Origin of the sequence: Hahella sp. CCB-MM4 (assembly GCF_002260525.1) — a bacterium.
Taxonomy (GTDB): domain Bacteria; phylum Pseudomonadota; class Gammaproteobacteria; order Pseudomonadales; family Oleiphilaceae; genus Hahella.
On the sequence record NZ_MRYI01000017.1, the window covers coordinates 51,507 to 76,378 of the forward strand.

General features: G+C 49.2%; 18 protein-coding genes. 6 read left to right on the forward strand and 12 right to left on the reverse strand.

Annotated elements, in window-relative coordinates:
• Nucleotides 1-133 precede the first annotated feature (133 nt).
• Nucleotides 134-1,417 (reverse strand): lipopolysaccharide assembly protein LapB, encoded by a 1,284-nt coding sequence (locus BTA51_RS22950; RefSeq protein WP_141215657.1) that lies wholly within the window; start codon nucleotides 1,415-1,417, stop codon nucleotides 134-136.
• Nucleotides 1,418-2,417: 1,000 nt separating this feature from the next.
• On the opposite strand from BTA51_RS22950, the gene BTA51_RS22955 reads away from it, so the two are divergent.
• Nucleotides 2,418-2,906, forward strand: coding sequence for a type VI secretion system tube protein Hcp (locus BTA51_RS22955; RefSeq protein ID WP_020408560.1), 489 nt, complete (start codon nucleotides 2,418-2,420; stop codon nucleotides 2,904-2,906).
• A gap of 356 nt (nucleotides 2,907-3,262) precedes the next feature.
• On the opposite strand, the gene BTA51_RS30275 is transcribed toward BTA51_RS22955, so the two are convergent.
• The 8 genes from BTA51_RS30275 to tagH form a co-directional block, all read right to left on the reverse strand.
• Nucleotides 3,263-3,511 (reverse strand): hypothetical protein, encoded by a 249-nt coding sequence (locus tag BTA51_RS30275; RefSeq protein ID WP_168188269.1) that lies wholly within the window; start codon nucleotides 3,509-3,511, stop codon nucleotides 3,263-3,265.
• A 1-nt stretch (nucleotide 3,512) separates the two neighbouring features.
• A complete protein-coding gene (locus BTA51_RS22965) occupies nucleotides 3,513-4,187 on the reverse strand; it encodes a PP2C family serine/threonine-protein phosphatase (RefSeq protein WP_246841143.1) in 675 nt (224 codons plus the stop codon).
• Nucleotides 4,188-4,263: 76 nt separating this feature from the next.
• Complete coding sequence (gene tagF, locus BTA51_RS22970) at nucleotides 4,264-4,959, reverse strand: type VI secretion system-associated protein TagF (protein WP_094711432.1); 696 nt, start codon at nucleotides 4,957-4,959, stop codon at nucleotides 4,264-4,266.
• A 69-nt stretch (nucleotides 4,960-5,028) separates the two neighbouring features.
• On the reverse strand, nucleotides 5,029-8,484 hold the full coding sequence (gene tssM, locus BTA51_RS22975; protein WP_094711433.1) for a type VI secretion system membrane subunit TssM: 3,456 nt from the start codon (nucleotides 8,482-8,484) through the stop codon (nucleotides 5,029-5,031).
• 102 nt (nucleotides 8,485-8,586) lie between these two features.
• Complete coding sequence (icmH, locus tag BTA51_RS22980) at nucleotides 8,587-9,462, reverse strand: type IVB secretion system protein IcmH/DotU (RefSeq protein ID WP_094711434.1); 876 nt, start codon at nucleotides 9,460-9,462, stop codon at nucleotides 8,587-8,589.
• A 4-nt stretch (nucleotides 9,463-9,466) separates the two neighbouring features.
• On the reverse strand, nucleotides 9,467-10,801 hold the full coding sequence (tssK, locus tag BTA51_RS22985) for a type VI secretion system baseplate subunit TssK (protein WP_094711435.1): 1,335 nt from the start codon (nucleotides 10,799-10,801) through the stop codon (nucleotides 9,467-9,469).
• Between the two features lie 14 nt (nucleotides 10,802-10,815).
• The gene (gene tssJ / locus BTA51_RS22990; RefSeq protein WP_094711436.1) at nucleotides 10,816-11,292 is read right to left on the reverse strand and encodes a type VI secretion system lipoprotein TssJ; all 477 of its coding nucleotides are present in this window, start codon (nucleotides 11,290-11,292) and stop codon (nucleotides 10,816-10,818) included.
• 250 nt (nucleotides 11,293-11,542) lie between these two features.
• Nucleotides 11,543-13,477, reverse strand: a complete 1,935-nt coding sequence (gene tagH / locus BTA51_RS22995) for a type VI secretion system-associated FHA domain protein TagH (protein WP_094711437.1) — start codon at nucleotides 13,475-13,477, stop codon at nucleotides 11,543-11,545.
• A 539-nt stretch (nucleotides 13,478-14,016) separates the two neighbouring features.
• Here tagH and BTA51_RS23005 point away from each other — a divergent pair.
• Both BTA51_RS23005 and BTA51_RS23010 read left to right on the forward strand, forming a co-directional pair.
• A complete protein-coding gene (locus BTA51_RS23005) occupies nucleotides 14,017-15,648 on the forward strand; it encodes a tetratricopeptide repeat-containing response regulator (RefSeq protein ID WP_094711439.1) in 1,632 nt (543 codons plus the stop codon).
• 102 nt (nucleotides 15,649-15,750) lie between these two features.
• Nucleotides 15,751-16,443, forward strand: a complete 693-nt coding sequence (locus BTA51_RS23010; protein ID WP_094711440.1) for a sensor histidine kinase KdpD — start codon at nucleotides 15,751-15,753, stop codon at nucleotides 16,441-16,443.
• A 138-nt stretch (nucleotides 16,444-16,581) separates the two neighbouring features.
• Here the strand turns inward: BTA51_RS23010 and BTA51_RS23015 are convergent, their stop codons facing one another.
• Nucleotides 16,582-17,229, reverse strand: coding sequence for a glutathione S-transferase family protein (locus tag BTA51_RS23015; protein WP_094711441.1), 648 nt, complete (start codon nucleotides 17,227-17,229; stop codon nucleotides 16,582-16,584).
• Nucleotides 17,230-17,319: 90 nt separating this feature from the next.
• A complete protein-coding gene (locus tag BTA51_RS23020) occupies nucleotides 17,320-18,096 on the reverse strand; it encodes a YecA family protein (RefSeq protein WP_094711521.1) in 777 nt (258 codons plus the stop codon).
• A 459-nt stretch (nucleotides 18,097-18,555) separates the two neighbouring features.
• Here BTA51_RS23020 and BTA51_RS23025 point away from each other — a divergent pair, with 459 nt between their 5' ends.
• Nucleotides 18,556-19,809 (forward strand): ABC transporter substrate-binding protein, encoded by a 1,254-nt coding sequence (locus BTA51_RS23025; protein ID WP_094711442.1) that lies wholly within the window; start codon nucleotides 18,556-18,558, stop codon nucleotides 19,807-19,809.
• A gap of 228 nt (nucleotides 19,810-20,037) precedes the next feature.
• Nucleotides 20,038-22,800, forward strand: a complete 2,763-nt coding sequence (gene malT / locus BTA51_RS23030; protein ID WP_094711443.1) for an HTH-type transcriptional regulator MalT — start codon at nucleotides 20,038-20,040, stop codon at nucleotides 22,798-22,800.
• Here malT and BTA51_RS23035 read toward each other — a convergent pair.
• A complete protein-coding gene (locus tag BTA51_RS23035) occupies nucleotides 22,789-23,565 on the reverse strand; it encodes a transporter substrate-binding domain-containing protein (protein ID WP_168188270.1) in 777 nt (258 codons plus the stop codon). The genes malT and BTA51_RS23035 overlap by 12 nt on opposite strands.
• A 290-nt stretch (nucleotides 23,566-23,855) precedes the next feature.
• Here BTA51_RS23035 and BTA51_RS23040 point away from each other — a divergent pair, with 290 nt between their 5' ends.
• Nucleotides 23,856-24,737, forward strand: coding sequence for a hypothetical protein (locus BTA51_RS23040; RefSeq protein WP_094711445.1), 882 nt, complete (start codon nucleotides 23,856-23,858; stop codon nucleotides 24,735-24,737).
• Nucleotides 24,738-24,872: the final 135 nt, after the last annotated feature.

Consider the following 24,872-nt stretch of genomic DNA (forward strand, 5'->3'; position numbering starts at 1 on the left):
TTCCCTTTCTTGATAGCGATTGGCTACTTTCGAATTTTATCTAAAATCTCTGAGTTGCTGATTTTAACTACGATAGATGTACGAAAGATGTGGCAAGTGCCAGGCACCCCGGTTCAATCTTCAATGACCGAAATCATTGATCCTTAATCTTGGACAATTTACCTTTCAGTTCGTTAGCCTGAACCAAATACGCCTTGGCGGCACTATGATCAGGATCGATGTCCAGTACGTACTCCCATAAAGATATCGCCTCATCAAGCTCCTGCTTTCTATAGGCATTGGTTGCCATTCTGTGATATTTGGCGGCGAGTTTAGCTTTTAACTCCTTCGCGGCTTTTTGCGCATCTGTATTGGTGTCATCCAATTCAGCACTACGCAGATATGCCGGCAAGGCAGCATCAAGATCCCCACGTTGGGCAAGGAATCTTCCAATTTCAAACTGATATTTGGAAGCGAGGACAGGATTCTCTTTCTCCAGTTGATTAGATGCACGCAGATATATATCCGGAATCTCATTAGTCAGGCTATCCGGTACCGAGTTTTCATCACTCATTTTCTGAAGAACTTCTGCTGCTTTAATATAGTCTTCTTCGGCCAGAGCGCTATGAACGATCTCAACAGGAGTCCCCTCCTTAACAACGTTCTCCTCTCGCTGAGCCTCAGCGGCTGTCGCTTCGGAGACGACAACAGCTTCAGCCGGATTAACACTTTCCTCTGCAGCTACTTCAGCACTTTGCACTTCATCGGCCGTTTCTTCCGAAGCTCCGGCAGCTGGAGCTTCGACATCGGCTAGGTCCTCTTCCATTTCGACAATTTCTTCCGGCATTGGCTCAGTGTTTACTTCTACACTTGCTTCCTTTTCAGCCCTTTCCTCTATTTCCTTTTTTGCCCTCAAGGCTCTATCAGTTGCAGGAATGTTGATGGATTGACCGACAACCAGCTTACTGGACACAGGGATACCGTTATATTTGGCCAGACCATAAAATCCATAAACATCGCCCAGGTAATCACGCGACAGTGTAGAAAGAGTTTGTCCCCACTGTAGCTCAACAGGGAATGACTCAACAGGATACAACTCCTCTATTGGGGAGTTTATTTGCTTGATGATGCGAGAGGCCCGAGAATCATCGGGATTAGATTCATGATAAGTCTCAAGCTCCACCAGAGCTTCGTCAGTCTTATCAGCGTTTAACTTCTTGAGGGCATATCTGAATCGCTGTTTCGGGGTCAGTCCGGGCTTGGCCACATATGCGGGTGCGACAACAACGTCAGCCTGTGAATCCTGTTCAGGTATATTCAGTTCTTCTTGCGGCTGAGTCGGATGTTGCTGACATCCTGCAAGCACAGCGATTAAACCCAAAGAGATCAATCCGGAGGAAACTGCCCGGAAATACTTTCTCCCTTGCCTGTTGGTCATGAGTACCATCCTCTTCTACTCCTTCCTTTAATACAACTTTCTCTAACTTCGGGTCGGCTTTCCAGAATCAGACCAAAAAGACAGACGCCCGTGTTATCTAAAATCCACTTTTATTTTCCAAACTACCGACCACCACAGAAAGCTTCTGTAGGTGCAATAGGCAATCATATCCGGTGTTGCTAAAAAGTATTCCTCATTATCGACATATTCACTATTTCGACATATCCGCCACAGAAAATAAGACGGTCAAACTCCCTCTTTCTATTCAGCCCCGCGCCTCTCAGCATTCAGTAGCAGGAAAGCACAACGGATCCCGACAATGGCAGGTTGACAACAACAATGTCGTCCAATGCTTGATGTAGTACCGATGACACAAGTACATTTTTTGAGCGCCTCATCATACAACATTCCTGATTGTGGCGGAACCGGCATAGTATATCAGCTTTCGGCCAGCCACTATTTCCTGCTGGAAGAGCCAGTAGCCAAAAATTAATACGCTAGTTAAATGGTCAAAAAATTATAACTTGTAACATAAATGATTCAATTCGAAGGACAGCCTATACCGTTCGGATTAGCCAATTGGTTTTAGCTGATTTTTCACAAACCTTGTCTAAAAGATAAACTAGTATATTCCGTTACAGACAGTCTCCCTCTGCTGCAACTATGATCAAACTGATAGTTTGCTAGGGATAGAGAAACTGCCATTCCATAATAGTCATATGACTAGACTTGATGGATCGAAAGTCTCTTACCATACTTACTGACGCCGACGGTTCTGGTTGAGCCATTTCGCCCACTTATATATAGAGTGAGCCGTTAACGATCTGAAACCAGCCAACCGAAATCAGGATTTTTTTCCTTTTCAAATCAATCGACTACAAGGAAGAAAAAAAATGTCGAAAAAAAATATTTTTTTTGACGGGATTCTGAAAGCAATACCGCTTTAGTAAGTGACACCAAGTTAAACTGTCAAACTGACACAACAGAAGGAAATAACACCATGGCAATTTACATGAACTACAACGGGCTGAAAGTCAAAGGTAACGTAACTGCTGAGGGTTACAAGGACTGGATTCGTCTGGACAGCTTTCAGTTCGGCGTTGGACGCCACATCACGATGGAAGCCGGTCACATGTCTAACCGGGAAGCTACCCGCCCAAGCATCAGCGAAGTAGCAGTTTCCAAACTGATGGACACCGCCTCTTCAGGTCTGTTCAAAGAGTCTCTGACTGGCGATGCAGGCGTTAAAGTACAAATCGACGTTGTCCGCACTGCAGCAGACAAAATCGAAAAATACGTTTCTTACGAGCTGGAAGACGTAATGATCAGCAGCTACTCAGTATCTGCCGGCGCTGACTCCGCTCCTAGTGAAGCAATCTCTTTGAGCTTCGCTAAAGTGGTAATGGCTTACACTGCTGCGGACCGCGCTAACAAAGGTGCTACTCCAGAGCGTGTTGGTTACGACCTGGAAGCTGGTAAAAAGCTCTAATCGGCTGATACCAAAACCTAAAAAAAGGGAGAAGAAATTCTCCCTTTTTTATTGCTCCTATTAACACCTCCCCCTTTTTGTAACCTTCCCTTTCCAAAACATCTACACAGCCCATACCAGCATACATAGCAGTCTTACCATCCTGGTCCGTAATTTATTCCCGGTTAGTAACTTGAATTTTGCAACGCTGCAGTCTCAAAACTTGAGGAACCAAGCAGGAGTCAGGAGTCAGGAGTCAGGAGTCAGGAGTCAGGAGTCAGGAGTCAGGAGTCAGGAGTCAGGAGTCAGGAGTCAGGAGTCAGGAGTCAGGAGTCAGGAGTCAGGAGTCAGGAGTCAGGAGTCAGGAAATATGATGACTATTGAATGGAAAGGCGGTAAAGCAGATAACTGGCGGCAACAACCCCAACCATAGAAAATAGGATTAACCCTATGACCATCGTTCTTGATTTGCTCGCGCCACCTTTATAACTATAGTTCTCCCGATCTTCTAACACAGCCTCCAGAAGTTGTCGACGCTGGCGGCGAATTTCACTACGGGTTACATCTTCATCCAGCTGCTTCTGGTTCAGTGCCATAAGTTGATCATTATATTTTGTTGCTGTCATCTTATTGCACCTCTACCAGGATGAAACTCACATTATCGCGAGCCTCGCCCGCCAACGCCTCACTCATGAGACGATCAGAAGATTTCTGTATTTTTGACTGCTGAATGATCTGAAGAATTTTCGCTTCGCTAATTTCATTGTACAAACCGTCAGTACAGATCAGGAACCTGTCTTTTGGCTTGACGGTGAATGCATTGATATCGACAAACAGTTCATCATGAACGCCGACAGCCCTGGTCAACATGTTCTTAAAACGACTTTGTTCCGCCTGCTCTTTGGTCAGGTGTCCAACATCCATCATTTCCTGGACTTTACTGTGATCATGACTAATACGGAAAAGTTTATTGTTACGAAGAAGGTAGACCCGTGAATCCCCTGCCCAAATCGCAACAGCTACTCCATATCGAATCACTAGGCAGGCAACCGTTGAACCAACTTTATTGCCGTTAAACTGCTCATGCCCATAGCCGATCAGCTCACTGTTAAGCCGGATAAGGCAATCCTCAACCTGCTCAACGACATCAACCAGGTAAGCCCTTAAATTTGCATTTTTTAGTGTATTGGCGATTTTCTGGCTGGCGTAATCACCCGCATGATGCCCTCCCATACCATCTGCAACCACCCACAGGCCATCGTCATCGCGTGCTGCCAATGAATCTTCATTGTGAGTTCTCACATTTCCCTGATGAGTTCGAAGTTCGGACTTGCATGTAAAAGCATTCACCGGAATAAAGCGCCTTTTTATTTTTTGTCTAATACAAACCCTGCCAGCCCCACTGCTGCCACTTTCCGTCAATGAAAGCAGTGAAACTTTGATATTTTGGCAATAGGTTACTACTGATCAACTTAGGCCTTACCCATGTTGAGCCTTCTGTCCACCAGAAGCTTTGCTTCGCCCCCTGCTTGTGTAGCAGTGCGGACGTCAAAGCACTGGTGACCTGAAATGGCCCTGCTGCGGTCATGGGCACATCAAGACTAAGGGCACTTAAATCGCCCATTTGAGGACTATCAATATCAGGCTGAGGCAGCTCAAGAAATGCCTGCCTGAACTCGTCAAAACCAATTGACTGGTCCAATACCAGCCCAACCAGTTCCTCCAAAGATTCATACCAGACGGCATTCTTCAGCATCACATCCAGGGGGGCGACCTCGGCCTCCAGAGGATACATCATAGTGAAAGGGAAATAGCGGCCGACCTTATCTACACTCGGGCACCATAGGCCGACCCATGCTTGCTCATTCACGATGGATGGCAGCAATACGAATCGCCACCACGGCGCGACCAGATAGTAATCCAGCCAATGCTCTCCCAATGCCTGCTGGCTCGCCAACAGGCTGTTTTGCAGCCATTTATCCCAAGTTGAACTCATCGACCCGGGGAGGTTGAACTGCACAAAATCGCCGGTGCAGGGCAGTTTTCCAAAATACCCTAACTTGGTTTCAGTCATACCCTATTCTCCCCTGGCGCCCTTGGCCGACAGAGCATAAATGCAGCTCTCTATATAGTTCAGAAGACATTACAAGGATTCCGGACACCGGTATTGCTTAATCCATCCTGCAGAGAAAGGATTCAAGGTGCTTGAGGCAAGCAGTTCAAGCTGCGCTTTCCGGCGCTCCACCTCAACACTGACCTGATATCGACGTGCCGACCCGGCCCGCTCGACAGAAGCGTCTTCCAACAACCTGAACAGCCCCCAATCACCATCGTACGCGGTTTGGTGAAGAGTCTCGTTCAGGTCTTCAAAAACGATTCTGGCCCCAGGCTTATCAAACGTTGGCCATTGCATCTTCTTGCTTAGCTGAGGCCCATGCGTGTAGCGCAGTCTTTGAGTACCCACTTCCAGATCAAATCTCCGGACCGTATTATCCAAAAGATGCGGTTTCACCTGGAAACTAATGGACGGATCTTCTCCGCTGTCACCGAAGAACACCTGACGCATGGCAGCCGCTTGCTTGATTTGGTTGAGCGACGACCCACTGATCCCGATAGAACGCCCATCTACGGCTTTGGCCCGCAACTTACTATCGACAAACGGGCTGATATTTGCTTTTACAAAGCTGTCTTCGATCCCGCCGGGCTTGAAGAAACTGCTGAAATCACTCATTGCCGCATCGCTGCTGGACTTCGAAGCAAATGGGAAGCTATTGGCCAGGGACTTCTGGAAAGCAGAATAAACATCGCGATTCCAACTGTTATCAAGATGCCCTTTGGCTGCTCCCAACAACACTTTCCAGCTTTGGTCTCCCATGGCTTCAAGCCAGCCTTTGAGGTAATCAGGAGCTCTTGACGCAGTAATTCGTATTGCCTTAATCGGATCATCACTGGAGCCTGCAAAACGCCCTTTGGCATATTTGAATGCTGCCTCACTGGAACTCGGTGCCAAAGAAATTTCTTCCAGCTTGTCAAACAGTCCTTGCAGTTTCTCTGTGTAACGCTCCAGATCTTTTTCCTCTATCAACTTGTGAAGAGGTTTAAAGTGCTCATCTACAGGCGTTGGCTGACGCTGACTTGCCAATGCGGAGCCTACAGCATCCAATGCCTTACCTGCTCTTCCAGAAGCATCTACCTCGGGTAGTTTAGGAGTCAACAAGGTTTCTTTGCTGGCTCGGATCAACAATGCATTCATTGGCGATTCTGTTCGATCCAGACTCAAAGCAACCGAGTCGCGCGCTTTTTGCAAAGAACTGAAGTCACCAACTTTGGGGGCAGCCAGCGCCTGAGACCAGGCCTGGATATAATCAGCAAAGTAGAGTGCCTTGATCTTATTGACGATGTTTTCGACGTCTTTCTCAGAAAAATCCTGCTGCTTCTCAGTTCCCAATATCCATTGTTCACTGGAATATTTCTGCACCAGATCAGAATTAGGCGACAAATCGAGGCTATTGTATCCGGCTTTGGTGAACAGCAATGGTACCTGCAGTGCACTTCCGGATACATTAAACAATGCCCGCATATCTACACCGAGATCATCCCGAAGATTTAAAGTGCCAGCATATTCAGGCTGACGCTGAATCTGCTTATAAATACGCTTTTCAATTGGAATAGTGCGAAGCTTGCTCCGGGTTCTCTCAACCAACGTATCTCTAAGTGACAGATTTGTATAACTGTCATCCAGAAGCTGATTCAAATACCCTTTTAGCTGGTTTTGCTGTCCAGCTTGTCCCGGTAGTTTTTCCGCCCAATAATCTGAAAACCAGCCTTTGATTTCAGTCATATCCCGAACACTTTCATCCCCGAGCATGAGGTAGACACGCAATGCGTCGTACAGGGCGTCATTATTGGTTTCAGTCACCAGAACACCTTCCAGGTGCTGTCGAATCATCGGCCTGAAGAAATGCCGCAGAGCCCGGTCATATGTCAGATTGGTCTTACTGACTACACCCGAGTCATATAACCCCAGACTGCTCAGCCAGGGATGGCTGTTCTCTTCATACAGCACCCGAATATTCTGAAGCGGCTGCAATATGCTGATCAGCTGTTCAAAGTCCTTGGGTTCAGGGGTTTCACTGGCCAGCTTGTCATGCTCGTCAAGAGCAACCTGAACATCCCCCATTAAAGACTGGGAACTCAGGACACTGGTAGTCCAGGCGCCAACAGCCCCGGCAAATACCAGAGTCATTAACGCGAAAGAAACGCGGCGAATCCATTTCACCTTCTTCTCATAACCGACATTCAAAGTGGCCAATTCAGATTCCGGGAATATGACCGACTTCATCAGGTGGTGGAGAAAGAAACTCTTACCCGAGCCCGGAGGAGTCGCAGCAACGTTATAGTTGATCCCATAATTTGAGGACAGATTTGCAAGAATTCTGTCAATAGGTCTCCCTTCCTGCGTTCCGCTGGTGAAGTACACTCCTCGCAGAATAGACTGCTTCTCAAACCGGCTGGTTGTGAACACTGACTTGATAAAGTTATCCAGAATCCCCTTCAGGTTCTCTACCTGCCCCGGGAATCCAAGAATTTTTCCGCGTCTTGCCGTATCACGCTCGCGATGAGCACGCCAGATCACCCGGTCATTCAGTCTCCGCACCAGCGCTTCGAATTCAGGACTAAAATAATCTGCCGTCTGGGATGCATTCTGGTTTTCGGAAAACGGGAAAGTCATCCCCCATACCTGCTCGCGCTCAGAGGAGGTCAGGTCTTCATAGAACTCATTGAAACCGGCGATCAGGTCCGCTTTGGTAAACAGGAAATAGATAGGAAACTTGACGCTGAACTGTTCCGCCAACTCCTGCAGACGGGAACGAATACGCTCGGCATGTTGCTGCCGTTCAGCTTCACTTGAAGACAAAAGGTCCTGGATACTGACCGCCAGTATTACCCCGTTGATTGGGCGGCGAGTCCGGTGCTTACGCAATAATCCAAGAAAGTTATTCCAGGCAGATTTATCCTGGGCACTGTCGCTATCCTGGGTGGTGTATCGCCCTGCCGTATCGATGATCACAGCCTCATCCGTGAACCACCAGTCACAGTTACGAGTACCGCCTATCCCACCAATCTGCTGGATGCCAAGCTTTTCTTTTAAGGGAAAATGAAGTCCCGAATTCACCAGAGCTGTCGTTTTACCTGCTCCGGGAGGACCGATAATGATGTACCAGGGTAACTGATAAACAGAACGCCTACCCTGCCGTCCTTCAAAGCGGGCGGTTTTCAATATGCCCATCGCATCCTTGAAGCGCTCAGTAATCACCTTAGCTTCTTCATCAGAAGCAGAGGGACCGGTATCTTCCTGGATGGCTTCCACCATAGCGTCATTTTGCTTGCGCTGGGACAACAGCTTGATCATGAAAATGATCAGCCCGAATATCCACACCCCCAGAATGACGACCAGACGCCCCATAGACGACAAGGCTTCTGCCGGATCACCGAATTTGACGTAATCCGCTCCGAACCATATCACCAAAGAAAGGGCGATCAAGCCAACCAGTGCAAGAAATAACGGGTGTATGAGCCATCGAAAAAAGCGCGACATATTGTCCTCTATGTATTCTAAACCTCTCTACCGAGATACAACCTGATCTTGTAAAACGGCAGCACAAGCGCGAGCAGTAGCGATCAATGCAAGTCTTGTGATCTATTCTTTATATTTATCCGCAAGTTCCAGTAATTGTTGCTCCTGCGGATCAGTCACGTTTTCCAACCAATAACGGAATCCGCTATAGCTCACTAACAGCAGCGCTGCGACCACAGAGGCGATCACCCACATGGGGATGTATTCAAGAATGCGTTTTTTCTGTTGGGAAGACCCCATCCAGCGAGGAGACAGTTCCCGTTCAAACTCTCCCCGCTGCATCTGGATCATTCTGGAAAGATTGTCTCGAATAGTCTCCAGATGGTCCCTGCCGCGTGGATCAAGTTTGTACTTCCCTTCAAATCCGAGACTGAGACATACATAAATCAGCTCAATCAGGTCGATATACTTGGCTGGTGCAGCCTGCACACGGTCAAGAATTAGAAAGACTTTCTCACCGCCAAAGGTCTCGTTGTGGAACGTACTCAATAACGAGGCCCTGGCCCAGCCCACTTCAGCTCCCCAGGGAGTATTGAGAACCGCTTCATCCAATGCAGCACAGAGAATATAGCGGGCAGACAATGCGATATCAGACGCCACACCTTTGGCCTGAGCTTTCTTCTCAAAGCTTTTGATAGCACTGACCACTTGGGCTCGAAGCTGCCCCGCATTCTGTACCTGTACTGTCTGACGAATCTCCCCAAGCAAAGCAACCAGCTCGGTGGCACTGGCGATCAGAGGATTCAACCCCTGATCAATGGCCATTCCCTGAGCATTTTGCGGCATTACCGGAGGAGGCGACGCTGGCTGCGCATAGGAAGGCGCAGGCCTTGACGATTGCGGTTGCGGACGACCGCCAGGGGTCGGCACGATCACCGTACGATCATCTCCGCCTCCAGGACGCCCGCCAAAAAACGTTTTATCGGAATCATTACTCATGACATTAATCTCTGATTGCCCAGAATTCCATTTCCAGCCCCGGGAAGTCCGCCCCTATATGCAACGCAAATCCGCTGGACTTTGCCAGCTCGCGCCAAAAGTCGCTACCTCGATCCAATTGAAAATAGGTAAAACCGGCATGATAAGGAATCTGTCTGGGAGCAACCGGCAAAATCTGCAAACCAATCCCCGGCAGCTGTGCATTGACCAGATCCCTGATTTTTTCGACCGGAGCGATTTTCACCTGACTGGGAAAGCGTGAACGAATCTGATCCGGTTTGAGATGTGCTTTTACCGCCAGAACAAACATGGCTTTGTCTGTCAGTGAGTGGTCTTTTATAGGCGATACATAGATGCCGTACTTGCGCTCCACAAGCTCAAGCGAAACGGCTGATGTCTCGCTAACCGTGCTCATATACTGATTCAGCAGCTGTAAAAGAGGGTTAAAGCAGACCTCAGGACTATCGTGATTATATTGCGGCAGTTCAGGCGGACGCCTTTGTTGGCTGGTGAATGTCGCCAATTCGCCCGCCAATTGCAGGAGTTCACCAAACATCGTCACAGGGTGCATTGGACGAATCTGTGCCAGATGCAACAACCAGGGTTCCATCCTATTGGCCATTTGCAGCATCATGAAATCTGCAATTTCCGAGGTACCCTGACGACCGCTATCACGAATCCGTCCGGCAAGAGCCTCCGCCCGAAGGTTCAGGCTTCCTGCCACTTCATTTAACACACCGCTGAGCTTGGGGTGACTGCGAACATCCAGTAACGGTGGCATAAAGGCCGAATCCAGAATGATCTCACCGTCATCACGGGTCTCAACAATCCTGGCAACCGGAAGAGCTGTAAACCCACTACGGTCTTCACTTTCCAGCAATAGACGGAGATTGTGTTTTCCTACCTGAACTTTCGCGCTGTCACTATGCTCTGATGTGGAGTCGAAGGTCTCGATCTCAAGTGCATCATAACGCACCAACGATTGGGCGTTAGCTTCAAGCCGGGTATCTGTTGCCCCCTGCCTTTTAACAGGTAAGGCCAGGTAAAGAGTTTGATTTTGAATCCCTTTACCCGGCTCAAGAATATCCAGATTTACTTCGTAATCCGGGATGTTGACCGGCGTCCCGTCCGGAAAAATACAACGGCAGCGATTAACGGCAAATTTACCGAGTTTCAGCAGCGCCGTATCGATCTCGAGTTCATCAAAGCCCCAAAAGAACATACTGAGAGGACGAACCCGTGCCTCCAGAAGACTTTCATGGTACCGGTCTTGCTGTTGAAAATGCTGCGGACGAAGGAACATTCCCTCCGTCCAGACCACTCTGTTTTCAAAAGACATGCAATTTCCCCGGACTATTCATAGCGCATGCTGAGGCGGTCGATAAACATGCGAAACTTGTTTCCTGTATTGGCATCTATTGGCATGACAATTTTGGTCGCAGCGTCTTCATAACGAATATATTCCGCCATAATCCCGATGTAGCGGGTACGATCATCCACTACAAGCGATTCGGTGCGCTCTTCACCGGGTGTAAATTCCTTAAACTTGGTCGTAAAAATCAGATCACGTCCCAATACCGCATCCGGGTCCTGGTACAAGGCAATGAAGTCTTCCTGCTCAAACTGCCTTTCATTCTCCAGGGCATAAAAATTCAGGATAACGGGGGATGCACGTCCGTCCTCATCAGGATTGATATCGGTCGCAGTGGTGATATTCAGAGTGACCGTGGTGTCACGACCAACCACACCTCCTACAGTAGAACAGCCCGCTATCAACACCATCAATATGCCTGAGATGATGGGAAAGATCGTTTGTTTAAGGCATTTCATGCCGAATTTACCTCCACAAGAATTTCCAGGACCTCCGACCCGATAATGTCATATGCCACCAGGTGACATTGAATAACCATCTATAGCCTTTCGATCCTATTCGTTTTCGTTAACCAATTTTCTGCCGAAACTTACAAATACTCTGCTTAAACGCCCTCCACCGCCGGCGAGGAGTGGGCATCAGATCTATGCGTAGAGTATAGAAACAGGTTTGCCGAAAAGCCTTATGAATATCATTATTGATAAGGCGTTATTTGCGGCGTTTTCCCTTCAATTCATTGAAACTCCTTTCATAATGTTCTGCGAAGGTTTCCCCGAACAGGTTCCTGAAGGTCTTTTCCGGATCTTCGCTCAGCTCTTCATAGTAGTCCTGATAGGCTTCCCAGTTCTTGCCTGAGCCGCCGAACAATGACTTACCGCGCTGCCTGGAAAAGCGTTTTTCCAGGCGCTCGGGATTGAAATTATTCATCAACTGATCATATGCACCACGTATTCCATTGAACAGCGCAAGCTGGTGATCGGATATATCTGCAAAGGCTTCCGTGGTTGCATCAATTGCTGACAGGTATGCTTTACCCTGTTTGGCAAACAGATTCTCAATCGCATCATCCGGCGACAGAGAGAACTTCAGAGGGTTGTTTTCCGCAGCCTGAATCATCGTCAGATTCATACGAAATTCATTCTTGATTGTTTGCCGGGCTCTTAGCGCCTGCATCAATCCTTCAACACTCACCCGAACCACCTCTGCCACAATCGGTGTGAGCTGGCTTAACTGCTCCTTGCTCAACCCGGCCAAGCCAAGGGCCTGCGCCAGGTTCAAGGCCTGCTCCGGGGTCATTGCGGCTTGTTTGGCTGATGCCGTAGCCTTGGGGGACTCTTGAGGGGCAGACTTTTCCGCTGGAGCCTCTTTCTGGGACTTTTGAGGCTTACCAATCAGATCATCCAGGCCGGCTTCTGTTTTTGCCGGAGCCTCTTTTTTAGGCAACCCCTCTTTGGGCGGCTGCGCAACAACTTCTTCCTTAGGTTGAACTCCAGACATCGAGGCATCTTTCTGTTCCTGAAGCCAGGGACTTTTCCCGGGCACCGGCGTCTCGTCCGAGGGTATTTCCGCACCAAACTTGGACTCAAGAAGGCTATCGCTCAAAGGATCACGGGGAGGAATAGGCGCCGGCTTATCTTCATCTACCAACAGTTTGTCTTCGCCAGGCTGTGCCGGATTATCAAGTGATTGATCAAATGACTGTGCCGGCGTATCAAAAAAGCTATCAGACGTCGGCTTTGGCTCGGGGCTTGAAGACAACTCATGCTCAGGCGTATTCACCAGATCCAGCAAGGAGCCGGTTTCTTTGACCGAGGGCTTTTGCTTTTGAGGCGGCTCACTCTGCTTGAGCTGAACTTTCGGTTGAGGGACTTTCCCTGTAGGTGGCTGAGGACGGGAAGGTCGTTTTGGTGCTGCCGGCTGGATCAATGACTTATCCCAATCATCAGGAATAATGCCGGGAACATCCATTCTGCCGCCACTCAACAGGCTTCCTTCCGGGAGTTCGCCTTCCGGAGCATCCTGAGCACCAATACCCGAATCAATTCCCAGCCCAAGATCCGCCATCGGATCTGATGCCCCTTTGCCGAGCGCAGCCAACGGGTCAAGCTCTTTGTCTCCGCTAATCAGACTGTCGTCCGCTCCGGCACTGTCAGGTATCACCGGCTTAGGTTCAGGCGCAGCTTTTGGCTCATCCGGCTCCAGCCACTTATCCAGGTCGTCCAGGCCACCCGCAGAGTCTGCAGGTACACTCAGGGAATCATATCCGCTCAGCGTGGCACTGACTGAAGTGGTATCGGCATCACCGGAAGCAGACGCAGCACCCGCATCAGTGACCACCTCCAGAACAAACGGCCCCATCAGGATCTGGTCACCATTGGACAAAGGCGTCGCCTGCCCTTTCACCAGCGCCTGACTAAGATTGTTCAGGAAAGTACCGTTGGTACTCTGATCAACGATCTCAAACTTCTGACCGGTGAATTGGATTTTTGCGTGTAGAGAAGATACGTAACGATTAACATCAGGCAAGGCAAACGTATTGGTTGCCGCCCGACCTATTGTCGCCCCTGACTCATCGACCGTCAGCATTTTGCCGGTCATTCCGCTCTCCGGGGGACATTGAACCACTTTCAATTTGATTTGCATGATATTTCTTGCACGACGATGCAGCTGTAGGAAAAGAAACTTCAGTTAGATTAACGAATTATCTGAACCAGTTAAAGTTTAGTTAACACTCTCGGGCCACCTGGACAACAGACAGCCTGACTTGGGAACCCATTTCATTTAAGTCTGATAAGCTTAGTTCTTTTATGCGATTTATGCCTTTCAAATTTGCCATTCATACTCATATTTTCTTCATCAGCACAATTCCAGTCGCCAAATAAAACGAATACTTCGATTATCAGGCAAGTTCCAAAAAAAACATTACACTTGTTATAACGGTCTGATTGGCAGGTATAAAACCCAGCAAGTGACATTTTGTCACCAGAAAGAGCCACTTGATAAACGAAATGTTGCTCGTAGTTGGCAATAACCTACCCGATAAGACCCCATACATTTGGTAATGCGATTTTTTGGCAAAATTAACCTCTGCTTTTTTCGGTTAACTGGAGGAAACAGAGCCAGGACCAGGAGAGCCCCCTACTGCCGGCAGTAGGAGCACTTTGGCTTGGCAGGGATATCCAATGAGCAATCTTTTTAAAACCTACCAAAAAAAGAAGTTCCTGATCGCTGATGACTTCGATAATTTCATTTTCTCCATGAAGCAAATGCTCAGACGTATGGGGGCGGAACATATTGATAGTGCAAGAAACGGGAAAGAAGCTATCCAGAAGTGTATCAGTACCCACTTCGACGTGGTGTTCTGTGACTACAATATGGGCGACAACAAGAATGGGCAGCAGGTACTGGAAGAACTCAGGTACCGGAAGCTGCTGAAGAACACGGATATTTTCTTCCTGGTCAGTGCAGAAACCGCCAAGGAAATGGTGATGGGGGCTCTGGAATATCAACCAGACGGTTACATTACCAAACCCATCACCCAGTCCTTGCTGCAAAATCGTTTGGACAGATTGGTTGAACAGAAAGAAGCACTGCAGGATGTCTATCGGGCTATCGACCAGGAGGATTACACCAAAGCCATCAGCCTGTGTAACCAGCATCTGCAAAGCAACAGCAAATATCGCGCTCTGATATTGAAAATTCAGGCCAACCTCTACTTCATCAGCGGAGATTATGTCCACGCCAAAAAATTATATGAAGACATCATCAATAAGCGCCCTCTGGACTGGGCCCGGCTAGGTCTGGGAAAAGTACTCCTGGAAGAAGGGAATCCGCGTGAAGCCTGCGAAATGTTTGAGTTTCTGATTCAGGAACAGCCTGAGATGACAGAAGCCTATGACTGGCTGGCCAAAGCCCAGAAGCAACTTGGGAAAACCCAGCAGGCGCAGACAACACTGGAAACAGCGGTATCCATTTCCCCAAGAGCTCTGCTAAGACAGAAGGAACTGGCACAAATCAGCCATGCCAATCATGACCTTGCCACTGCCACCAAGGCTTATCGACATTCCAGCAAACTCAGCGAGAACTCCTGCTACGAAACGGCAAACCTGCACTTGGAATATGCAAGATGCCTTTCTGACTATGCCCAGGGCGATTTATCACCAGAAGGACAGAAGCTGGCAGATGAGGCCAGCCGTGCACTGAGCAAAATCAGGGAGAAATATAAGGACGAAGATCAAGTACAACTACAGTCCCGACTGGTAGAAGCCAGGGTGCTGGCCGGTCAGAACAAAGATAACGATAGCAAGAAAGTGCTGCAGGCGGCTCAAAAACTCTATGAAAACATGGAGAGCTCAGCCCCTGATCTGACACTGGAACTTGCTGAGACACTATATGCATTGGACGATTCCGAGCAAGCGGGAAAACTCCTTGAAAAGCTGGCTGAAGAAAATCCGGACAATAATCAGCTACTGCACAAGATAGAAGAACTCCGGGATGAACCCGTCAGTCTCAAGCAGCGTATCAAGGCACGGGAACTCAACCGGGAAGGTATCCAGCAGTATGAGAAAGGTGACTTTGCGGCCGCTCTGGATGCATTTCGCGATGCCATGGAAATCACTCCGTTGCATGTCGGTTTGAACCTGAACCTGTTACAGACCATTATTAAACTCAATAGTAAAAATATGAGCCAGGATCCTGAGATCGGCAGATTACTGAAAATGTGTTTTGAACGCCTGTCCGCCCTGACGCCGGATCATCGCCAGTATAAGCGATACCAGCATCTACTTGAGCGGTACAAAGCCAAGGCCGGCTGATGTTTCATTTAATGCGAATAGTGAGTTTGAGCTAGAAATGAAACATCAACAACACCTGTAAACTTGGACCTGTAGTCAACCCTGTAAACAAGTGGTCAAAATATGTCAGACAACTCAAATCCCCTCGATTTCAATTTCATCATGGCTTCCAGCGTCCATGACATGAAAAACTCATTAAGCATGCTGCTGCATTCGCTTGATGAGGTCAGCCAGGAGGTCAACGAACTCCAATTGCCCGTCGCCGACAGGATGGCCACACTTCAATATGAAGCTGCCCGTGTTAACAATGACCTGGTCCAATTGCTCAGCCTTTATAAGCTGGAGAATGAAGCTCTACGCCCTCATATAGACGAGCATTTTCTGAGAGATTTTCTGGAAGAGCACATTGCTCGATATCATCCTTTATTCAAAGTGAAGGATATGCGCTGTGAGCTGGTATGTGATGAGACACTTAGCGGCTATTTTGACCGGGATCTCATCAGTGGGGTCATCAATAACACTTTGGCCAATGCCATTCGCTACAGCCATGACGCCATTCGCGTTTCAGCATTCAAGGAAGAAGACGGACTCAGCATCATGATCGAAGATGACGGCGCCGGTTTTCCAACCGTCATGCTGGAGCAGCCCGGAAAATTGACAGAAGGGGTTAATTTCGAATCCGGCAGTACTCACTTGGGTCTTTATTTTGCCCATCGCATTGCCACCCTGCATACACAGAATGGTAAGACAGGAACCATCAAACTCAGTAATGACAGTAAACTTGGAGGCGGCACCTTTAAACTCTATCTGCCATAGAGCTGCCTGTATCGACCAAGAGGCAAGTCCGACACAGGCTCATTTAGAGAGGTGCTTCTTCAGCAGAATTTTTCAGGGGAGGCTCCTCCTCCCCTCCGCACATTTCTACGCGCTACTTCTCACCGCAACCTTTCCTCGCTATCTGTGCGAGAACTCCGTCAATCGATTCAGCCAGAGCCTCAGATCGGGCGCAATATCCGTTAGCAGATCAGGATCGGAGATTTCCACCATTTTCACGTGACCATAGAGAGTTGCGTCAGCATAAGTGGGCTGATCTCCAAAAATAAATGCCTGTTTACTCAGCGTTTCCAGCGTGGGACGCAGAAGGCTGCGGGCCTTGCTGACCAGCTCACCGCTTTGCCTGGCCCATTGGTCCACACATCCCTCGCCAAATTTACGTTCTTTGATGAAGGAGAAAAACGCTTTTTCAGAGGCAGTTTTGAATCGATTTCGAATTCCTGGGGAGGCCAGCCGGAACAGCACATCTTCCAACGCCGAGTCACACCAGTCAGCGTATGCCCAGATCGGCCCCTGCCAGGGAGAAGGCGTCAGTCTTTCGGCGTTGTCACCCGACAACAGGGATTTGCAGATCACTCTGGAGTCCTTGAGTACCGTTCCGTCATCCATTAACAGCACCGGCACCTGGATGTAACCGCCAGTCAGGTTAATCAGCTTACTGCGATCGAGAAAAGGCACTTCTTCAATGTCGTACCGCAGATTCAACAGGTCCAGAACCATCTGAACCTTTCTGGCATAGCAACTGTAATCAAAACGATAGAGCTTCATTCAGACCTCCTCCAATTTGCGTTAGGTTATGACCTCCTGCGTTAGTTAAAGAGCTCCTCTATGCGCTGAAATGCCCGAATACCACCAAATCTAATTCAGGCAACACTTCTTGTATTTTTTGCCGCTCCCACAAGGGCACGCATCGTTACGTCCGATTTTGGGTTCCTGGCGTACTTGAGGGTCACTGTGATAATAAACGGCCAATCCGTTTCCGGCCTTCATGTAGGCCGTCAGGTATTCGTTAAATACTTCGTAGCTGTCTCTGAGCTGTTGGCGAAAATCATCCACTTCTGCGGCTGAATCTTTTTCAAGCACCTCAAGTGCCGCATCAACATCCACCATGATTTTGAACAGGCCGATGACATCATCAAGATCGTGAGAGAGTTTCTCGTAGGATACCGGATCCCGGTGATACGCCTGAGACAAGGCGTCCATCCACTGTGATTCCAGCCACTCATCCGCCAGAAGCGCTCCTTCACACCATTGTTCAAAACTCCGGCGCTCTTCTGCATCCCAGCTGAATTCATAGTCCTCAGGCAGTCGATAAGCACCTTCTGCTACCAGCTCCCTGATCGAAACATACAAGTCTTCAAGTTGCTGATCCAGCCCTTGTTGCGCCAGATCCTCGTCAATAAATTCCTCACCCAGCACCACCTGCAACCAGTCAGAAGTCTGGACGTCCTGTGGACAGCAGGCCACAGCAAACAGAAAGCCCTCTGTTTGAGAAAGATTAAGAGTGTTATGGGCTCTATCCGGATGCCCCAGGTATGTTTTCAATGCCTTTCGATCAACAGCCTGATATACCTGCCCCTCAATATCTCCAGAACTCTGTGTTTGCGGTGCCTCTGTTGTAGATTTCACTTCCATACAACATATCCCGCGATAAATTGATATTACCTATATAGTAGTCTCCGCAACCCTCGGAATCGATAGCAAACCCCACTATTTAACAGCATTTAATGATGCAAATAGGTCAAGTTGCGACTGAATCCGCTTTAGGGGTCATAGAGCTGCTTAATATTTAGACTAATTGCCTATTAGTTATTCTCCGGGACTCCACTAGTCTGTGATGTTGTGAGTAGAAGGAGCTGGAGGCCTCTCATCTAACGGAAGGTTTCTAAGAAAATTAAAGTTTCTAAAAAATAAAAGTCGCGCAAGTCTCACGGATCGAGCAAGAAGGATCAGGCGAGATTTGGCGGTAACTCCTCAAATACCCGAAATTCAGGAACCTCTGAAGAGTTCTTCCGCATTGGTGAAATATCCGGCTGTTGTGAAGAACTGTTTTTGAGATTCCCTTAACTAAAAACAAGAAAGAGGGTCGCACCAATGCGCTGGTTTCATTCAAGCCTGGCAGTCTTTTGCCTGATATTCTGTGGCGAAGTCATCGCCGCCACACCCGTCAAGATAGGTCTTAATTACCCACAAACAGGTCGCTACCAGGAACAGGGGCTGGCCCAGAGACGCGCAGCTTTCATGGCGGTGGATGAAATCAACGCCAGCGGGGGAATCTTGGGGCACCCGGTTGAGTTGATCATCAAAAATACCGGCTCAAAACCGGACCGCTCAGAACGTAATGTTTCCGAAATGATTGACCGCGAAGACGTCGTCGCAGTTTTTGGTGGCTCCTCCAGCGCTGTCGCTATTGCAGGAGGTAAGGCTGCCAAAGCCCGGGATCGCATCTATTTCGGCACTCTGACTTACTCCAACGCCACCACGGGTACTGAAGGCCATAGCCACATGTTCAGGGAGAGCTACAATGCCTGGATGGGTGCCAAGGTCCTGTCCAAGTACCTCAAAGCCAATTATGCCGGCAAGAAGTATTTTTTTATTACAGCTGACTACACCTGGGGTTGGAGTACGGAGAAATCCATCAGAATATTCAGCGATACCATGGACAAGGGGCAACATCCGGGCGTCATGACCCCCTTCCCCACCGCACTACAAAAGGATTTTGCCGGCGCACTGGAACAGGCGGACAAAAGCGGAGCTGAAATACTGGTTCTCGTATTGTTTGGCGATGACATGGTTCGGGCACTGGAAATGGCCACCAATATGGGAATCAAGGAAAAAATGGCCGTTGTGGTTCCCAACCTGACACTTGGCATGGCCAAAGCAGCCGGACCGGCGATTATGGAAGGCGTGGTGGGCGCAGCTCCATGGACCTGGGAGGTCCCCTATATTTATAACTTTGCCAAGGGCAAAGAGTTCGTGGAAAAGTTCTCCGAACTATACGGGTTACGACCCTCATCTTCAGCGGCTTCGGCATACAGTATCCTGATGCAGTATCGGGATGCCGTGGAAAGGGCCAAGTCCTTCAAGACTTCCGATGTCATCAAAGCACTGGAAAACCATCACTACACCTTACTAAAGGACGAACAGTTCTGGCGACCATTCGATCATCAGAATATCCAGACGGTGTACGCCGTGCGCTGCAAAAACCGCGCTGCCGTATTGGCCGATCCTTACAACGATGATTACTTTGAAATTATCGATAGTATGACGGGCAGTGAAGCCGCCCATACCCAGGAAGAGTGGCTGGCGGACAGACGGGCAGCAGGAAAACCGGACAAACTATTGTAAACCACATCCTCTGATACGCATAAATAGCTGCTATCCTTAACAGCGCCTGTTACACAGGCGCTGCGTCTACTTCCTGCCACCCGCCCTACTCCCCGAAAATGTACTCTACGCCAGGGGACTACTCCCCCATGGCGGAGGTTTTCAGCATCACCCGCCGTTATCTATCCTCCTGATCAAAGATAAAAATAAAAATCGGCAGAGAGCCTAAACAGCTCCTTTGGACCTGACATGAATACTGATGAATTGCCAGACGCCAGACCCCTCATTCCCAGCAAAATCATTTTGCCTCACGTCGATTCGACCACGATGAATCGACCAAGACTGGATGCCCTGCTAAACGAAGCCACAAATAAACCCCTCTGTATCATCCGGGCTCCGGCCGGATTCGGCAAAACCACACTCGTTGCCCATTGGAGTTCACATCAACCCGGTCGGACTGCCTGGTTTCAAATTGATGATCTGGATAATGATGCCGCTTGTTTCGGTCGCTACCTTCTGGTTTCTCTTCAGCAACAGCTACCTGAGCTCGAACAGGCCTTGGAGCGGATGCACGAGGTGTTTCATCTGTACGATCTCATCTGGCTGGTTGGGAAACTGTGCAACGAACTCAGCACCCTGGATCAGCGTATCATTCTGGTACTTGATGACTATCACAACATTCGAAACGAGCGGATTCATGAGGCCCTGAGGTTTTTCATCCAGCATCAGCCCACGCAGCTTCATCTCTATATACTCACTCGGGGAGAGCCTCCATTAGGGCTCGCAAACTGGCGGGTGCGCGGCGTCCTTCAGGAAATCGGTGCAGACGACCTGGGTTTTACCCTGGAGGAGGCACAACAGTTCCTTCAGGAAAGTTCTGCACGCCCGGTATCGGAAGGAACGCCGATTAAACCTCTTAATCCAAGTCAGGCACAAATCATTGATCGCCAGTCGCTGGAGCAGGTACTCGAACGGCTCAATGGCTGGGCCGCCGGACTGCAGATCATCGCCCTCTCTGCACCAACTCAGGATTCCATCAACCATTTTCTCCGTCACTTTAACGGCACCCATGCCCATGTACTGGACTTCCTGGCCGAGGAAATTCTCTTCAAGCAACCGAAACTTCAACAGGAGTTCTTACTCAAGACCGGGATTCTGGACAAATTCAATCCTGAACTGGCAACAGCTGTTACCGGCGTTACTGACAGCTTTTATCAGATACAGGAACTTGAAAAGCGAGGGCTGTTTCTGGTTCCCCTTGATGAGTACCGGCGCTGGTATCGCTATCACCCGTTCTTCGCTGAGTTCCTTCGGCATCAACTGGAGCTTTCCTACCCGGCAGACCAGATCATGGCACTACATCAAAAGGCTCACGACTGGTGGCGGGACCAACACCAAGTGGCGGAAGCTCTAGGCCATGCATTGGCCATCGCCAACACGGAGCTGATCAGGGAAACACTAACCCAGCAGGGCTGGAGTCTGTTCGAGCAAGGTCATATCACGTTGATTGAGCGCTGCCTGCAAGCTCTGCCACCGATGGATATCAGTCACAATCATCAGTTAACCCTCTTGAGGGCCTGGGTATGTCTCACGCAAGCTGACGCAAAGTCCCTGCAAAATGTCCTCAGCCAAGCCGAACAACAGCTTCCGGAGCAAGTGGAAAACCTGCATTGGCGCAAGGTGAGTGCAGAGATTCATGCGCTCAAGGCACAGCTATGCGCCATTGTTGAAGATACAGCTTCAGCAGAATGTCATGCCCGTCAGGCCCTGAAGACTGCCCCGGAGTCCGCGCATAATGTTCAGGCGGCCGCCCTCGCCGTCATGGGTGAAGTGAATGTCTGCAACGGGAATCTTGATCTGGCTCTGGCACACTTCAGTCGAGCCGAGTCGGAAGCAAGGGAGGTTCAATCCATTCAGTCTTTACTGTGGACCCTGGGCCAGCAGGCAGACATCCTGTTTCATCAGGGCGCTCTGCCAGACGCTTATCAAAAACAGGCTGAGACGTTTCAGGTGGCACGCTCCCATCATCTGGCCCAGATTCCTGTCATGGAATTCGTCCATCGGCGGCGCGCGGAGCTTCTGCTTGAATGGCTCCAGTTTCATGAGGCAAAGCAGCATTGCGACACCGGCTTGAGGATTATCGAGCATCTTGACGATCATTGTCAGGTACCGATTAACGCCCTTCAGGCACAAATAGCACTACATCAGGAAGACCTGGAAACCGCTGCCAGTCTGGTCGCCCGCAATTCAGATTTGATGTCCCAGCATCCATGCCACTCGGATTGGAAAGCGCTGGCAACTTCAACCCAGATCAGGTTCTGGACCATGACTGGAAACCATCATGCCGTTCGTAACTGGCTCAGCCAGCAGTCGCCGGTTACTGAGGCCCCCAACCATTTTCGTCAGGCGCAAGTACGCAATTCGGCCAACGCCATGTTGGCCTGTTCCTATTTTGAAGCGGCTATCAACCTTCTAGTGCCCTTGATCAAACAATCTCAGGACCACGGATTAAAGCTGTCAGAAATGCGTAACCAGTTATTGCTGGCCTGGGGCTACGAAGCCATTGGGCAGAATCAAAACGCATCGATGGCGGTCCTCAGAGCGCTCGAACTGGCTGAGCCCATGCGGGCCATTGCCGGTTTCCTGCAAATGCCGGATCTGGTAATCGATCTATATCACCAGGTACAGGGTCAGTTAAATGCACAACAGAACCGCCATCTGCAACGCATATTGGAGTTGTCCCGGCGTCGACAGCGCCCGCTCCACAAATTGGACAAAATTCCCGAGCAGGCCAAAGCGCTGGCGCTGACTCCAAAAGAATGGGAGGTATTGAGGCTCATTGGTGAAGGAAGAAGTAATGAAAATATTGCTGAAAACATGTTTGTTGCCCCAAGCACGGTCAGAAGCCATATCAAGCATATCTACCAAAAGCTGGGCATTGCCAATCGTCAGGAAGCCAGACGTGTATCCAGGGATCTCAGTCGGGGCAAACTTCCGGGACTATTGCCCTGAAGTGCCTGGTGATTCAGCAGTACGAATTTCCGTAGAGAGACTATGTTCCAGAATTCGGGCCACCGTGCTGTCTTCGACCATGCCTGAAAGCACACGGTTAAATCTTTCAAAGGAAACAGGGGCTTTAGGCGAGTAAGCGCAGAATTTATCAACCCTGGCGTCCGCCAGCGGCATCATCTTGATGCCCGATGCGTAGGGTTCAAATTTGAGGTAATACTTCACCATCAAATCATTCAGAATGATGGCATTCACCCGGTCGCGGGCCAGCATATCCATCAGTTGAATCGGCGTATTAACATCAAGCCTGCTGGTTAAACCTGAGGCCACCAGACCGGAGAAAGCATCGGAGTAGCGGTAACCGATCTGGGTTCCCACGGTCAGTCCCCGAAGGTCATTAAAGTCAGATAAACTTCCCGGAAAATCCTGCCTGACCAGATAAATATCAGCCGACTGATAAACGGGCTCCGACCACAATAACTCGTCCGACTCTTCCACCCATTGCGGATTCCATTCGCAGTAGGCATGCACTTGTCCGGAAAGCAGCCACCGGGACATTCGCTTTCTCGGGACTTCCACAAATACAGCGTTGACTTCCAGCCGTGAGGATAATTCCATTCCCAGCTCATAAAGGAGACCTCCAGTCACCTTTTTCACTCCCCCATCCATTACCGTCAGAATATAGGGCGGGCCGTTATGAGAACCGAAAGAAAACCGCAGAGTTGTCTTGCCGTGAGCAACACCCGGGAGCATGAGGCTAAGCATCAAGATAAGCGACACAGCTCCAAAAAGGTCTGAGCCTATAGCGTGCAGATTATTTATAGCGCACAGAATATTTGAGTACAGCTTAGTCATTTGAAGTGATCTTTGTAGCCAGCCATCAAAACCTCGTGCACAATCACCCCCCGCAGCAGAAATACCACTAATCATCATAACAGCAGGTTGACTCTCTCCCCAGTGGCTAAACTATGACGGGTTATCAATTCTGTCCTAATCTATTTATAAACAGGTTTACCCCTAAAAACCATTCAGCGACAACATATCAGTCGGAAAGTGGTATGGTCTGGCAGATTCGCTTTACTGTAGGTGTCTTGATTTTCTTTGTGGCTGCGTCCTGCTGGCCTGCCTCTCTGATTGTGCGCTATCCAAAACCTGAAACCGATACCGACAAACGCACCGACTACCCTTTGACATTGCTCCAGCTCGCACTCGATACCAGCGGCGTGGATTATCGCCTGGAACCAACAACACAAGTCATGACTCAAGGGCGGGCTTTGCAGCAGCTGCATAAGGGAACCCATGTGGATGTCGTCTGGAGCATGACTTCCGAGCAGCGGGAAAGTGAGCTGCTCCCCATCCGCATTCCAATTTATAAAGGCCTGATAGGCTGGCGCATTTTTCTCATCCATAAAGATAACCAGAACCTGTTCAGTCACCCCATGACACTGACCGAACTACAGCGACACCCGGTTGTCCAGGGCCATGATTGGCCCGACAGCACAATACTTCGTGACAACGGATTCCAGGTTTTCGGAACTCCCAATTACAACGCCACCTTCGATATGCTGGCCTATAAACGTGTTGACCTGTTCCCACGGTCTATTGTGGAAATCTGGGCAGAAGAAAAAGCCCACCACAGTAGCGGCCTGATGGTGGAGAAAACCAAGCTATTGAGATATCCCACAGCCTTTTACTACTTTGTCACGCCAGGAAATCAAAAGCTGGCCGATATCATTCAACGCGGACTGGAAAGCGCATTATCAAAGGGTTCATTTGACGAGTTATTCTATCAATTTCATGCGGCGCTGATTGCCAAGGCAACCCTGAAAGACAGGCAGGTTTACTTCCTCGATAACACCATCCTTCCGGCAGCTACCCCATTGGATCGCCCTGAATTGTGGTTTGAAGCGTCTCCCAAAGACTCCACTTCTGACAACTGACAAGGCCGTACAGCGATCAATCAACCAATCTTGATTGATCGGCAGGCTCAGACAGACAGAGCTGCAGACATTGATCGTTCGATGGACTTTGACAAGCGTTTGAGCTCTGGCTGGATATTGATTATAGGTTAGTGG

Coding starts and splice junctions, on each gene's coding strand:
- BTA51_RS22950 (WP_141215657.1), bottom strand. CDS start 1,417: ATGACCAACAGGCAAGGGAGAAAGTATTTCCGGGCAGTTTCCTCCGGA.
- BTA51_RS22955 (WP_020408560.1), top strand. CDS start 2,418: ATGGCAATTTACATGAACTACAACGGGCTGAAAGTCAAAGGTAACGTA.
- BTA51_RS30275 (WP_168188269.1), bottom strand. CDS start 3,511: ATGACAGCAACAAAATATAATGATCAACTTATGGCACTGAACCAGAAG.
- tagF (WP_094711432.1), bottom strand. CDS start 4,959: ATGACTGAAACCAAGTTAGGGTATTTTGGAAAACTGCCCTGCACCGGC.
- tssM (WP_094711433.1), bottom strand. CDS start 8,484: ATGTCGCGCTTTTTTCGATGGCTCATACACCCGTTATTTCTTGCACTG.
- icmH (WP_094711434.1), bottom strand. CDS start 9,462: ATGAGTAATGATTCCGATAAAACGTTTTTTGGCGGGCGTCCTGGAGGC.
- tssK (WP_094711435.1), bottom strand. CDS start 10,801: ATGTCTTTTGAAAACAGAGTGGTCTGGACGGAGGGAATGTTCCTTCGT.
- tssJ (WP_094711436.1), bottom strand. CDS start 11,292: ATGAAATGCCTTAAACAAACGATCTTTCCCATCATCTCAGGCATATTG.
- tagH (WP_094711437.1), bottom strand. CDS start 13,477: ATGCAAATCAAATTGAAAGTGGTTCAATGTCCCCCGGAGAGCGGAATG.
- BTA51_RS23005 (WP_094711439.1), top strand. CDS start 14,017: ATGAGCAATCTTTTTAAAACCTACCAAAAAAAGAAGTTCCTGATCGCT.
- BTA51_RS23010 (WP_094711440.1), top strand. CDS start 15,751: ATGTCAGACAACTCAAATCCCCTCGATTTCAATTTCATCATGGCTTCC.
- BTA51_RS23015 (WP_094711441.1), bottom strand. CDS start 17,229: ATGAAGCTCTATCGTTTTGATTACAGTTGCTATGCCAGAAAGGTTCAG.
- BTA51_RS23020 (WP_094711521.1), bottom strand. CDS start 18,096: ATGGAAGTGAAATCTACAACAGAGGCACCGCAAACACAGAGTTCTGGA.
- BTA51_RS23025 (WP_094711442.1), top strand. CDS start 18,556: ATGCGCTGGTTTCATTCAAGCCTGGCAGTCTTTTGCCTGATATTCTGT.
- malT (WP_094711443.1), top strand. CDS start 20,038: ATGAATACTGATGAATTGCCAGACGCCAGACCCCTCATTCCCAGCAAA.
- BTA51_RS23040 (WP_094711445.1), top strand. CDS start 23,856: ATGGTCTGGCAGATTCGCTTTACTGTAGGTGTCTTGATTTTCTTTGTG.